The organism is Hahella sp. CCB-MM4 (genome assembly GCF_002260525.1).
In the GTDB taxonomy this organism is placed as follows: Bacteria; Pseudomonadota; Gammaproteobacteria; order Pseudomonadales; family Oleiphilaceae; genus Hahella.
On the sequence record NZ_MRYI01000027.1, the window covers coordinates 21598 to 36390 of the forward strand.

Annotated in this window: 7 protein-coding genes; 5 read left to right on the top strand and 2 right to left on the bottom strand. The window is 50.4% G+C overall.

Features of this window, described 5'->3' with window-relative positions:
- Positions 1-8: 8 nt before the first annotated feature.
- Complete coding sequence (locus BTA51_RS27505) at positions 9-329, bottom strand: hypothetical protein (RefSeq protein WP_094712296.1); 321 nt, start codon at positions 327-329, stop codon at positions 9-11.
- 367 nt (positions 330-696) lie between these two features.
- On the opposite strand from BTA51_RS27505, the gene BTA51_RS27510 reads away from it, so the two are divergent.
- Positions 697-1356 (top strand): response regulator transcription factor, encoded by a 660-nt coding sequence (locus BTA51_RS27510; protein WP_094712297.1) that lies wholly within the window; start codon positions 697-699, stop codon positions 1354-1356.
- Positions 1357-1398: 42 nt separating this feature from the next.
- Here the strand turns inward: BTA51_RS27510 and BTA51_RS27515 are convergent, their stop codons facing one another.
- A complete protein-coding gene (locus BTA51_RS27515; protein WP_141215691.1) occupies positions 1399-3201 on the bottom strand; it encodes a hybrid sensor histidine kinase/response regulator in 1803 nt (600 codons plus the stop codon).
- A gap of 296 nt (positions 3202-3497) precedes the next feature.
- Between BTA51_RS27515 and BTA51_RS27520 the strand changes: the two genes are divergently transcribed.
- The 4 genes from BTA51_RS27520 (at position 3498) to allB (ending at position 14784) form a co-directional block, all read left to right on the top strand.
- Positions 3498-9131 (top strand): alpha/beta fold hydrolase, encoded by a 5634-nt coding sequence (locus tag BTA51_RS27520; protein WP_094712299.1) that lies wholly within the window; start codon positions 3498-3500, stop codon positions 9129-9131.
- Between the two features lie 454 nt (positions 9132-9585).
- On the top strand, positions 9586-11040 hold the full coding sequence (gene xdhA / locus BTA51_RS27525; protein WP_094712300.1) for a xanthine dehydrogenase small subunit: 1455 nt from the start codon (positions 9586-9588) through the stop codon (positions 11038-11040).
- Positions 11033-13420: a xanthine dehydrogenase molybdopterin binding subunit gene (gene xdhB, locus BTA51_RS27530; RefSeq protein ID WP_094712301.1), complete on the top strand. Its 2388-nt coding sequence runs from the start codon at positions 11033-11035 to the stop codon at positions 13418-13420. The genes xdhA and xdhB overlap by 8 nt, the downstream gene beginning before the upstream one ends.
- Positions 13417-14784 (top strand): allantoinase AllB, encoded by a 1368-nt coding sequence (gene allB / locus BTA51_RS27535; RefSeq protein ID WP_094712302.1) that lies wholly within the window; start codon positions 13417-13419, stop codon positions 14782-14784. Before xdhB ends, allB begins: the two co-directional genes overlap by 4 nt.
- Positions 14785-14793 lie beyond the last annotated feature (9 nt).

A 14793-nucleotide genomic window follows, 5' to 3' on the forward strand; every position in this document is an offset into this window, starting at 1 on the left:
CCACGAATTCAATTAATGTAGTTTGCTTCCGGAGCATAGAAACTGCTTCCCAGAGTCTGGAACTCCAGCAGATACGGAGGCTCTACGCCGTCAGGTACGGCAAAGTCCAGCTGCGCTTCGGGATCGGTGATCTCAGAGTGCAACAATTTGCCTTTGAAATCCGCATTACTGGGATCCACCGCATAGACATTCACCATCACCCCGTCACCTGGCTCTGCTTTCGCCTGGTCATTGGATTCCAGAGATGCACCGCTTCGATGGCTAAGCATCAGGCTGGACGAAATGATCAAACCGATACCGCCCAAAATTACAATAAATAAAGATGCCATAACTCTTATATTTTCCTTTACCCATTTCTTCTGGTCGTTCATGGTGTTTCTTCTCGCCAACCGGCATTCTTATATGGGAAGACTTTGTCGCAATTTCAGCCCTGATAATGTATTCCTGTTGTTGAAGAAATGGGATCCGGCGTTTAACCTAAACGAAAGTTTAGTTGAGGGATAAAACGCCTCATCCATTGAGCCGGTCTTTGACCTCAGTTATCCTTGGTTTTTCAATAAAATCAATATGTAATAGAACCCAGCAGCAGAGTGTGGCAGAGAGATGACATAGGCTCTCTTCATTATCTGTACGGCAAGCCATTTTTTTGCAATCGCTGACGGAAAGCAGCGGATAGACAAACAGCGACGGTAAATTGTGAAAGACAGCAACCTGAAAGCCCTGCTAGTAGACGATCACCCAATCGTAACGGAAGCCATAACCACGGCCCTTCTGGCCCTCAATATTTTTTCTGAAGCGACTGCAGTACGCAGCCTCGCGGAAGCGACGGAGTTTCTGGAGAGTAGTCCCTCTGTCGATCTGGTGATGCTCGATCTTCACCTTGAAGACACTCAGGGTGTCGAAGGCATGAGCACTTTGCGTGAAAAGTATCCGGATCTTCCCATTGTCATATTCTCAGGCGAAGAAGATCCTGCCATCATCGCCCAGTCCTTTGAATATGGTGTGAGGGGGTTTATACCCAAAAGCTCGAATGTGGACATTATTGTCAACGCGATTCGAATGGTAATGGCCGGAAGCAGCTATATTCCGCCAAACGCCATCCGGTTACTTGGTTTTGACCTTCCCCCGACAACGGTCAAACCCACTCCCCCACCTATGGAGAAACCGACATTCACACCCAGGCAGGAAGAAGTGTTGCATTGCCTGCTGAAAGGCATGCCCAACAAGGTTATTGCGGATCGGTTGGATATGGCGGAAGGTACGGTAAAAACTCATCTTGCCACGGTATTCAGAGTTCTCGGTGCCAAAAGCCGGGCTCAGGTTATTCTGAAAGCCCGGCAACTGGGAATGATCTAGCCTCACTCTGATTCACGGCCGGACATGGGTTCCAGCAGTGAATCAGTCCTGATCTGAGGGTTCAGGCTGTGCTATACGCGCAGAACGACCCGCCGTCATCATCCAGTAGATCAACCAGTCAAGGGATATTGGTTTACGAGCGTAGATAAACGGGCTGCTGTCCAATGTCTGCAGCCGTTCAGGATCAGAGTTCCCAGTCATCAACAATATTCGTTTGGCTCCGATGAGAGGCATCAATTCTTCGGCCAGGTCCAGGCCACTTTCGTCATGACTTAACATATCATCCAGAATGACCAAATCAGGCAGGTTCTCAAATCGACCTTTTTTCTCCATGAAATCCTGCCGGGATTCAAACATTTCAGCAGGACAATTCCATGCCTGGAACTGATGCCTAAGTGCATCACGCACCAAAGGTTCGTCTTCAAATATCCAAACTGACAATCCCGATACCATTTCCGTTGATATTTGCGGTTGTTTTTCTTCCTTCACCGGCTTGATTAGCAGTGAGGCCGGACATTCAAAACTGAACTTTGTTCCCTGGTTCACTTTTGACGACATGTTCAGTTTCAATCCGAGCAGCTGGTTGATATGTTTGGTGATCGCCAGACCCAGACCCACACCCTTGGTTCTCAACCGATTGCTGTTATTCAGTTGAACAAAGTCATCGAATACCCTTTTCTGATCAGCTTCAGCAATTCCACATCCGGTATCCGCCACTTCAAAGTAAGCCTTGTCGTCACGAAATATGATATTCAGGCTCACTCCACCTTCATCGGTGAAATTGGTGGCATTGGTCAGCAGGTTTCTAACCACCCTCTGTAACAGATCCCGATCCGTCTGAACCGCCACTGATGGATACTTCAGGGTCCAGGATATACCACGATTCGCACATATCACCGCAAACTCTTCATCGATGGGTGACAGAATCGATTCCAGCGAATAGCTTTCGATCTTGGGATCGATCTGACCGGAATCAAACTTGGAAAGATCCAGCAGATTATCAAACAGGCTCCTCAGTGCAGCGATGGAGGATTTCTGTTTTTCAAATATCAGCTTTGCAGAATCGGGTAATGGCTGCAGCCCGAGAGTGTCGGTCAATATGGATAGCGCAAACAAGGGCTGTCTGAGGTCGTGGCTGGCTGCCGCCATGAAGAAAGAGCGGGTCTGGTTAGCCTTCTGGGCAACGGTCAGGGCTTCTTCGGTTTTGGCTCTTTCGGCTTCGACCTGTTGCAGTAATCGTACATTCTCAAAACGCATCTTGAATGTGTCTTTCAGGCTGGCTTCTGAGCGCTTTACCAGATTCAGCATCATGAAAGACAGAAGAACGATTGAGGCAGAAATAATACTGCCCTGCCCCTCTTTCACCACCCAGAATATGAACGGTGGAATCATCAGCATGGGGAGTGAGTATTTGAACGATTTATAGTCATAGGAGAGATTGATCATACACCCCATGCCGTGAAGCAACTGGGCCGCAGTGATAATATAGGCAGCATCTGTTGGAATCTCCCCCCAGCAAAGGGCTACCCCCAGCCCAACGCCCAATTGGGTCATCACACTACAAATCCTCAGATTTCTGTCTGCCGCCTTGATTTCTCCATTGCCTCGACGCTCAAAGTTCTTCATTATTCGAGCGCTTATCAGGTAACGCCATCCTACCGTCAGCAGGATACCGCTTACCCAGAACAGCACGATGTGCACCGGGATATATTGCTCAAGCGCAAACAACATAATAAGAGCAATGAGGAACATGCTGAACAACGACGACCTGGTCTGCAGCGCTCTGATCTTGACAGACTCCCGCAACCAGGCGTTTTCAATCGAATGTGAGAAATGATTTTGCATAATGTGGTTGTTCAACTTAATGTTAGTCCCTATTGCCGACAGGCAGTCATTATCCCAGATCAGGCCTTCAATTTTGGTATCGGCATATTCGCCCGATGAATAACTCGTCCAAATGGACAAGGCCTTATAAAAACTAAAACGTAATACCTTGCCGGAAACTCATAAATCGATAAACGGACTGTCGCCAGTGAACAACCGGTCGACAGGCGGTTTTGTCGTTACCCTGTGGTTTCGACAAATCCATTAGGCATGGCAGAAAATCAACCGGGTACTGGCCTTTAAGAAGAACCATTCACATGGCAGCCAGTGAAAACAAGGAAACCACCATGGAGTTATCTGACACTCAGATAAGTACTCCCGTAGAGTCATTAATTACCGGTCATAAATCCGGAGACATCATACACCAAGTCGACGTCCTCATCATCGGTTCAGGATATGGCGGATCCGTCGCCGCTTTCAGGCTTGCCCATCCGAATCGATCCGTGCTGGTACTGGAACGCGGGCAAGAATATCACCCTGGAGATTTTCCAAATGACCTGGGAAATATTCCTTCCCACATCAGACTACAATCCAATAACCGCAACGAACTGATTGGATATCCTGACGCACTCTTTGACATTAGACAGGGAGAAGGTCTGGACATTCTGGTGGGAAACGGCCTGGGAGGAACCTCCCTGATCAATGCCAACGTTGCGAAAAAGCCTGACTCTGCCTTATTCAAGCAGCCTCGATGGCCGGAAACGTTCAGGAAGGATCCTGAGATACTCGACGAAGCATTTGAACAAGTCAGTCATTGGTTAAGCGTTAAACCTGCACCAACAAATGTCTTCTATCAGCAAAAACAGGAAGACATTCAGAAATACCAGGCACTCAAGACTCTGGGCAAGGCACTGGAAAACAACTGCCAGGTCAATCTGTCGCCGGCGGATCTATGTGTAACCTTCTCTGATGAAGCCCAACACCACTCCAACTCACCTAACGCCACAGCTGATGGATTGATTCGCAATAACGCCGGTCTTCATCAGCCTCCTTGTACCCACTGCGGCAATTGTGTGACCGGCTGCAATGTGGGCGCCAAAAACACTTTGATGACCAACCTGATTCCCCTGGCCAGGACTCGCGGAGCTCAATTCTGTACCGGCGCAACCTGTCTCAGTATTCAACCCAGTGGGGACGACTCACATCGCTGGAAAGTTGAAATCGGCCGAACTTCCACGGCAAAACATCACTATCATCAGGAAACCTTTTACATTGCGGCAAATCGGGTCATTCTATCCGCTGGTACACTGGGTAGTACGGAAATCCTTCAGCGGTCCCAAAAGGCCGGCTATCTCGCGCTATCGGATCAATTGGGCAAACACTTCTCCACCAATGGCGATGGCATTGCCTTTAGCTTTGGTCGTGCACATGAAGTCAATGGAATAGGTTCCCCTGACTATGCCGAAAATCAGCGGATAGGGCCAACGATTAATGGCGTCCTGCAGGTATGGTCCAATCCGGACACTCTTCCTATTACTATTGAAGATGGCGCGATTCCGTACAGCATGAGCAAAGTCTTCGGTGAAATTTTGACAACCTCTGCGCAGCTGCATCGGATCGGAAGCCGGGAAGTTCCCGAATTCTACCGCCGACATCGCGAGCAGGATATCCTGTCTTCGTCCTCTCTGGTGAAAGACCACTCTCAACTGCTACTGATCATGGGCGATGATGGTGCCAAGGGTGAGCTAAAGTTTTCACCAATGGAAAACTCCGCGGACGATCGCCAAGAGCCAGAGCTAAGCCAGTGGCATATCTACCCTTCCTGGCCTGAGGCTGCACTGAACCCCGCCTCGGTCAACGCGGACCATTATCTGAGAGAACTGAGCTTTCAGGCCGGATTTGACGGTGGACAGTATGTCCCGAATCCTTTCTGGCAGATCATGCCCCTCTCAGCGAGCTCAGTGATGAGTGGAAAAATTCCGTCAGGACGGGCTATATCCGTTCATCCTCTGGGAGGATGCGGCATGGCGGATAATATATCAGATGGCGTTGTTAACGCTGACGGACAGGTTTACCGGGCAGACGGGAAACCCACCGAGATATATGAAGGACTCTACGTCATGGATGGTGCAATGCTGCCAACAGCAATTGGCGTCAATCCATTCCTCACCATATCTGCGCTGAGTTGGCGGGCTGCCACCGGGATTCTGCAAGAGGCAGGCTGGGAAGAGTCCTCCACCAGTCAGGCGAACAAAGCTTTTGATACTCTGAAGTTTCCCGTCCCAGTTAAGGCTGAAGAACAATCACCCACCATACTGCAATTCCGGGAACAGCTTGTCGGTCATTTTGATTCGGATTCAGACATCCCGGCGTGGCTGATTCAACAATTTGGGCCGGAAATAAATATTCTGCCCGACCGGATTACCCAGTATCAGGGTCTCATCTTGAACCTTCGTTTTGATGTCAATGTTAACCAGTGGCTGGAAAATCCCGGGGATTTTGAACTGCCCGTCGAAGCCGAATTACATGCCAACCGTATTCCAGCGGATGACATCAGCTTGATGCAAAGAGTCCTTGTTGATCAACAGCTGTGTGACTCAACCACACTGCTGACTCGACTTTCCGGAAAAGTAAAATTGCTGGAGCGACATGATATCAATCCGGTTAAAAAGACGTTCAGGGCGCTTAATGCCCTGGCGGCCTATCATGTCCGGCGCAAAAGCTTTTTTGACTATTTTGGCGACTATAGAGAAAGATCCGGCAGCCTAGGAAAGACATCCGGCAACGAGCGCCTTTCCCTGAAAGAATTGAATCAGCAGGCAAAAGGGTTCATCAACGTTGCGCTAATGCACACCGATTACCGGTACATGTCCTATGTGATGGAAAACAAGGACAGAAGTCTCATCCTTTCCGGTCAGAAAGAACTAGCCTGGAGGTTGATGGGGAAATCCCTTTGGAACACCCTGCTTGAGCTTCCCATCAGTCTCAGTTCCCCCGGCAAACGAGGTAGGTTATCCGGTCAGCTCAGAGTGAACAGTGTCTCGATGCTTGAAGATATGTTGCCTCAGGTAAAGAGCATGCAGAATGGTCCGGAAATGTTCATGGACCTGGTTTCCCTTGGCGGTCTTGTTACCCGATCGATTCTTCAAACACATTTCTGGAGTTTCGGATCGCCGACATATCCCTTATCAAAGTTGCCCGTCGACACTATGCCCCAGGCACTTAGACTCGAAAATGGCGAAGAAATAGCGCCAACAGTCACTACCGTCGACGTTCAGATCAGCCGCACAAACCCTTCGTGTTTTCCCATGCGCCTCTGCTGCTATCGTCAAAACGCAGACAGCATGAGACCGGCCCCTGCAATACTTTTGGTCCACGGGCTCGCCCAAGGCAGCAGAATTTTTACGACCAATACCCTGTCCAATAATATGGCCGCCTATTTCTACCAGCACGGATACCACGTCTGGACGGTAGACTATCGCCTGAGTAATGCACTGCCTTCGAAGGTTCCCCAAGGAGACTGGGCCATCGATGAAATTGCTGCATTGGATATGACGGCGGCAGTGAATCACATTTATCAGCAAACAGAACAACCCATACACATTTTTGCCCACTGCGTCGGCGCGACGGCTGTTGCCATGAGTATGCTAAAAGGGAATCTCGATAAAGAACGGGTGAAAAGCGTGACATTTAACGCCATACATCCGTGGGTGATTCCGTCCGCAGCAAACAGAACCAAAGCGAAAATAGGCACAGCCGTCAAATATTGGTTCGATGACCAGTTTCTTGATCCCCTTCCCTGCCAGGAAGACAGTGTCGCCAGACAGCTCCTGGACCGTCTGGCGTTCACCGTTGCCAGACTCGACGAAGAAGCGAGCGATATCCACTCCCCTCAGGGAGGAGATGATCAGGACCAGGCCATCTGTGATCGTATGACCTTCTTCTACGGCCGCATGTGGCGACATTCCAACCTGGCCTGCCACACCCACGATGACTTCAGCAATATTGTGGGGGCAGCTCCCGGAGACGTATATCGCCACCTGTTCTATTTCGCCAGCCGCTATCAAATCACAGACAAACGTGGCGCTAATGTTTACCTGAAAGGCGATAACCTCAAGAAGTTTTCCGGCATTAAAACCCTGTTTATCCATGGTGAAGACAGTCAGGTATTCAACCCTTACTCGGCAACCATTTCTGCCGTACGGTTCAGTGAGGCGAATCCGGAGACAGATATTCGCCTAAAACGAATTCCAGGCTATGGGCATATGGACATTGTTTTCGCCAATAAAGCGGATAGAGATGTCTTCCCGGTAATTCGCAGTTTTATGGAACGAAATTCCAGTACGGAAAGCCTGCAATCAGATCAGGTTGAGTTTGACCCGCTGTTGCTGAGCCCTTTTCATCGTTGGCTGAGTCCACCAACCGTCACTGTCGGACCTATTCTGCGTGGTGCCCGAAAATCAGGCCAGGCCATCAGCATTCGCTTATGGGCGGAAACCAATGATATTGATCAGGCAACGCTTCCAGGTCTTTCGGTAGTCTGTGAACACGGAGAGCGGGAATTCCCTCACTTCCAGGAAAGAAGTACGGCCCATCTGGCCTACATATTTGATATCGAAAACTACAACGACATGGATTTTCAGCTAACAACCATGGGCAACCAGGATAAAGGTCCCGAAACCGTTGCCCGCCTGAACCTCCATACTGACTGGCGCTGGCTTGAGCGCATGAGACAACCAGATGCCACCCGGAATTCCTTTAATTTTCTGGTAGGTTCCTGCCGATATCCGGGTACACCATTTGAACGCGAGATCTCTGACCGGATTTTTGACGTGATGTACCGCCAGCTTTCAGCGGCGGATGGACCCGACAAGATATTCTTCATTGGTGATCAGATTTACGCCGATGCCACAGCCAATCTGCTACCGGCAGAGCCCGCGTCTGAATATTACACCGGCCGCTATCGTAGTGCGCTGTCGAGTCCCAATATCAGAAAACTGCTTGGCGCAATTCCGACACACTTTGCGATTGATGACCACGAGTTCAGCGACAATTGGTCGGGACATTGGCCAGACAGCATGCCTGATCAGAAACTGGCCTTTGAGGATGCCCGCTCTGCCGCCCTTTATTTCCTTGGGGATTACCGGCAGGTAGACAGCAGTTCATCAGAGGATAATCTCCAACAGTCGCTGGTTAATCATCGACCAACACTCTGGTATCCGCTGCAGACAGGCGATGAATCCGTTTGCCCCGTGTTTATTACCGATACCCGCAGCGAGCGCCAGTTTCGCCAGATCGGCAGCGAAAGAACCGCACACATGATCAGTGAAGACAGACAACTTCCTGAGCTGATTAACTGGCTGATAGAAAGTCAGGCGAGCTATCCGGCCCATCCCAAATTTATCTTCTCCGGGAGTGTGATGGCTCCTCTTAGTAAAAAGCTGTGCACCTTCCCCGAATTGTGGCTCGACCAGGATGACTGGCTGGGATATCCCGCCACTCTCGCCAGAGTGATCGAGACCATTGTAGAAAACCAAATACAGAATGTGATCTTTGTGGGCGGAGATCTGCACATATCCTCCATCTCCCGCCTATCTTTCCATCATACCGGCCATAAGTCCGTAACAGCCTGGCAGCTGGTTTCCTCAGGGCTCTATGCTCCACTCCCCTTCACTGCGACAAAACCTGCTGAAGTAGACTGGGACGGTTGCAGTCGCATCGAGCTCCCGGGGTATCCTGATATCCGCCTGGACTGTGAGTCAACACTTCTGACCACGCATTTCTCCCACTTCGTCAGCGTCAATGCCTGGCTGGGCGATTCCTGTCGTTGGAATCTGCGGCTTAAGACCGTTAACCATGAAGATCATTTGCTGTCCCCTGAGAGTTCACTGCATGAGTGGCTAATCCCGGGTAGTGACGGGAGCTATGAAATTCACCTGAGCGCACCTTAAGTCCGGGCCACGGTGTATTTCTTTATAACGATGTAAATCCTGGTCACGATGAATTTCATGGCCACGGCATAAAGCAAGAGAGGCTCTGAGCTGCCTGGATCAGGGCCTCTTTTTCTTATCCTCCGTTAATTCCGAATATTTCGGCCTCATTTCTTCACAAGGGCTATTTTTGCCCGAGCTATCCTCCCCCTCATGCAGTTCCGTTCCTCATTGCTTTATTGGTTCGGGTTCCAGATCAATTACGGTCTTTCATACCATGCGTCAAAGCACTCCAAACCCACTACCGAAGAGGCTAATAACTTTCAGGCATATCCCTTCAATAATAAGGACAACATAATTAGTTGACACTTATGTCAGCTTCATTGTACTTTAACCACATCTTGACACTTGTGTCAGGTTTTAAGGAGCAGATATCTGTTCCATCCAACCTGCAACAACCAGTGGACTGAGCACAATGACACAAACAACAATAAAATTTTTACTGAATAATGAGCTACATAGCGTCGAAAACTTCGACCCGAACACCACTGTACTCAACTACCTGCGTAACGATTTAAACCGCTGTGGAACCAAAGAAGGCTGCGCCTCCGGTGACTGCGGCGCCTGTACTGTCGTGGTGGGGGAATTGGAGAACGGCAAAGTCAGATACAAGTCGATCAATTCCTGCATTACTTTCCTGCCAGCCTTACACGGCAAACAGCTTCTCACGGTAGAAGATCTGAAACAGGGTGACCAGCTACACCCGGCACAGCAAGCCATAGTGGACTGTCACGGTTCACAGTGCGGATTCTGCACTCCCGGCTTTGTCATGTCCCTGTATGCACTGAACAAAAACCACCCTTCCCCGTCAAAAGATGAAGCCATGGAAGCCTTGTCAGGGAACTTGTGTCGTTGTACCGGATATCGCCCCATTGTCGATGCTGCCCTCAATATGGGTAGTTATCCCAGTTGCCAGACCACCGAGCCCTCAACCACTGAACAGCTGCAAGCCATCAATGACGGTTGCACCGCAACACTCTCCAATAGTGTTTCACATTACTTTTCGCCAACCTCCATTGATGAACTGGCTCAACTACTGATCGATTATCCAAAAGCCCGACTGCTTGCCGGGGGAACCGATCTGGCGTTGGAGGTCACCCAGTTTCATCGGGATTTGAGTACCATTGTTTATGTCGGCAATGTGGCTGAACTTAAGACGGTCACTGAAACCGAAAGCTCCCTGGTTATCGGTAGCGCGGTAACTTACAACCAGTGTGTTGAAAGATTAGAGCAGGAATACCCTGAACTGGGCGAGATGATAGAGCGCTTGGGCTCACTGCAAATCCGTAACCAGGGAACCATCGGCGGCAACATTGGCAACGCCTCCCCGATAGGCGATATGCCACCGGTCTTAATTGCCCTGGACGCCACAATGACTCTTCGCCGGGGCCATAACACCCGCACCATAAAAGTGGCTGACTATTTCCACGACTACAAAGTCACTGACCTGAAACCAAACGAATTCATCCAGTCCATAGAAGTTCCCAAAGCCAAGCCCGGACATGTGTTGAAAATCTATAAGATTTCCAAGCGAATCGATGACGATATCTCCGCCATACTGGGAGCACTCTATTTCCACATCGAAAATCAAAAAGTACAAACATTCACCGCCGCATTTGGTGGCATGGCCGCCATCCCAAAACGGGCTCTTCACTGTGAGGCCGCTTTACAAGGGCAACCCTGGAATGAGCTCAATGTCGAATCCGCTATGCAAGCCCTGGAGCTGGATTTCAAACCACTGAGCGATGTTCGTGCCTCCGCCGAATATCGTATGGACGTGGCAAAAAACCTTCTGATGAAGAGTTTCCTTGAAATCAATCAATCCGTAGGACAACAAAAAACAGCAACAAGGGTGACCGGCTATGCGTAATCTGACTGACCTCAACCGCATCACGAAAATGTCAAAGGAACAGCACAAGGGCGGTGTCGGCGCTTCGAGCAAACATGAAAGCGCCACCAAACATGTGACTGGTGAAGCTATCTATGTGGACGACCGCACCGATCACGTCAATCAGCTCCATGCTGCGATCGGGAAAAGCCAAATCGCCCATGGGCGGATCAAAAATCTTGATCTGTCTGCAGTGTTGGCCGCACCTGGTGTTGTCAAAGTCATTACAGCCGAAGATGTGCCTGGCCACCTGGATATTGGCCCGGTATTCCCCGGTGATCCGGTTTTGGCGAAGGACCTGGTTGAATATTACGGTCAGCCGATATTTGCCGTGGCTGCCAAGACCCATGAACAAGCCTGGCGCGCAGCTCAACTGGCAAAGATTGAATATGAAGAATTGCCGCCGGTCTTGGATGTAGAAACGGCTCTGGCACAACAAAATTTCGTCCGTCCTCCCCATTCTATGCAGCGCGGCGATGCGGACCAAGCCATCGAAGATGCGCCTCATGTATTGGAAAGTCATTTGTCGGTTGGTGGTCAGGAGCACTTTTACCTGGAGGGTCAGGTTTCCTCAGCCATTCCCACAGAAGACGGCGGAATGATGATCTATACCTCCAGCCAGCACCCATCTGAAGTTCAGAAGCTGGTCGCTGAAGTTCTGGGCATTCCGTTCAATCTGGTAACCATCGATATGCGTCGTATGGGAGGTGGTTTCGGCGGCAAGGAAACCCAGGCAGCTCCCTGGGCCTGTATTTCCGCCCTGTTGGCACACATCACCAGACGACCGGTCAAGCTGCGCCTCAACCGAGGGGATGACATGGTCATGACAGGCAAACGTCACCCCTTCGAAAATGGCTACCGTATCGGGTTTGATGACGACGGTAGAATTCTGGGGGCAGATATTATCGTCAATGGTTTCTGTGGTTACTCGCCGGATTTATCTGATGCGATTGTTGACCGCGCTATGTTCCACTCTGATAACGCTTATTATCTGGATCAAGTCAAAATCGTCGGCAACCGCTGTAAGACCAATACGGTTTCCCACACAGCATTTCGCGGCTTTGGCGGACCTCAGGGCATGATGACCATTGAATATGCCATGGACGATATTGCCCGCTATCTGGGCAAAGATCCTTTGGAAATCCGCAAGCTCAACCTTTACGGCCAGGACTCTCGCAATGTCACGCCTTATCACCAGGTGGTGGAACACAATGTACTGCCGGAGATGATCGAACGGCTGGAGCAGACTTCCAACTATCAGCAACGCCGCCAGCAAATTCGCGAATTCAATCAGAATAACCGCATTCTGAAACGAGGCATTGCTTTGACGCCGGTGAAATTCGGTATTTCATTTACCGTGCAGCACCTGAATCAGGCCGGCGCGCTCATCCATATTTACACCGACGGCAGCATCCACCTGAACCATGGCGGCACCGAAATGGGCCAAGGCCTGTTTACCAAAGTGGCTCAGGTCGTGGCAGAAGAGTTCCAGGTGGACCTGGACACCATCAATGTGTCTGCTACACGGACAGACAAGGTTCCCAATACTTCACCAACAGCGGCCTCCTCCGGCACTGACCTGAACGGTAAAGCCGCCCAGAATGCCGCCAGAAACATCAAACAACGGTTAATAGATTTCATCGTCCAACATCATGGTGTAGAAGCCTCAGAAATTGTTTTTGCGGACAACCGGGTTCACTTCGGTGATCAATCCATAAGCTTCGCGGAGCTGGCACAGCTAGCCTACGTTAATCGGATATCCCTCTCCTCCACCGGTTACTACCGGACCCCAAAGATCCATTACGACCGCAACAAAGCTTCCGGACGTCCGTTTTTTTATTTTGCCAACGGTGCGGCAGTGTCCGAAGTCATCGTCGATACGCTGACCGGAGAATACAAATTGCTGCGCACCGACATCCTTCACGATGTGGGCCACTCATTGAATCCGGCGATCGATATCGGCCAGATTGAAGGAGGCTTCATCCAGGGCATGGGCTGGCTGACGTCTGAAGAACTGTCCTGGGCCGACAACGGCCGCTTACAGACCACAGGACCTGCCACCTACAAAATCCCGGCCGTCAGCGATATGCCGGCAGATTTCCGGGTACAGCTGTTCGATCAACGTAACCGTGAAGCCACCATCTACAACTCCAAAGCCGTGGGAGAGCCGCCTTTTATGCTCGCTATGTCGGTATGGTCTGCCTTGAGAGATGCGGCTTCCAGTGTGGCGGACTACCGCTTCAGCCCTCCTCTGGACACTCCTGCAACACCTGAACGGGTATTAAAAGCGGTCAAGGCCACCAAGCAATTCCAGACGAATGCAACCACCAGGATTCAGGCTGAGGAAGAGGTAACGGCATGATCTCAGTGACAGACAGAATCGCCTTGCGCAGCCAGAGAGTCCTGACACCTCAGGGTATCAGGCCCGCTATTGTGGAGATCAACAATGGGCGCATTGTGGCATTACATGATGTTGATAGCACCATGGAATGTCCGGTGAAGGATCTCGGCAACCTGGTCATCATGCCCGGTCTGGTGGATACCCATGTTCATATCAATGAACCAGGACGTACCGAATGGGAAGGCTTTAACACTGCAACTCAAGCCGCTGCTGCCGGAGGCATCACCACCCTGGTGGACATGCCCCTGAACTGCATCCCGGTCACAACAACCAAAGCAGCGTTTGAGGAAAAGCTGGCATCTGTTGAAGACAAGCTCTGGGTAGACTGTGGCTTTTGGGGCGGTGTGACTCCCGACAACCTGGATGATCTGGACGAACTATTGGCAGCCGGCGTTCTCGGGGTTAAATCATTCCTGATAGATTCCGGTATTGAGGAATTTCCGCCGGTCACAGAAGGCGATATCAATCGTGCCATTCCAATTCTGGCAAAGTACCAGGCGCCTTATCTGATTCACGCGGAACTGGACCAGGATCACTCTCCTGCTCCTGAAATCGGTAATGCCTATCAAAGCTTTCTACAATCCCGCCCTAAACACTGGGAGAACGAGGCCATCAACTTGATGATCCGTCTGGGTCAGGAAGCCAGAAAGCAAGGATATGACGGCCATATCCACATTGTGCATCTGTCTTCTGCCGAAGCATTAAAGGCCATCTCTGAGGCAAGAAACTCGGGCCTCAAATTCACGATTGAAACCTGTCCACACTACCTGACGTTATTCGCCGAAAGTATTCCAGACGGTAAAACCCTGTTCAAATGCTGTCCGCCAATCCGGGAAGACAGCAACCGTGAACAACTGTGGCAAGGCCTGAAAGACGGTTTGATTGATTTTATCGTCTCGGATCATTCGCCATGCACACCACAGCTTAAACACATCGACAGCGGCGATATCGAAAAAGCGTGGGGCGGAATTTCCGCGCTGCAATTTGGCTTACCCCTGATCTGGACAGAAGCACGCCAGCGTGGAATGAGCCTGGAAACGGTTTCCCACCTGATGGCCACTGCTACGGCGGACTTTATCGGCCTGGGACACAAGAAAGGGCGAATCGCTCCAGGATATCAGGCAGATCTTCTGATTTTCGATCCGGAAGCGGAATACGAAATTACAACGGACATGATCAAACATCGACACAAGATCACGCCTTATGAAGGGAAAAAAGTCTTTGGAGAAATCCAGCAGACCTACCTTCGCGGGGAGATAGTGTATGACCAGGGGCAGTTTTCGCAGGGACCCATGGGGAAACCGATCCTGAGAGATCAGCGATAGACAATATGC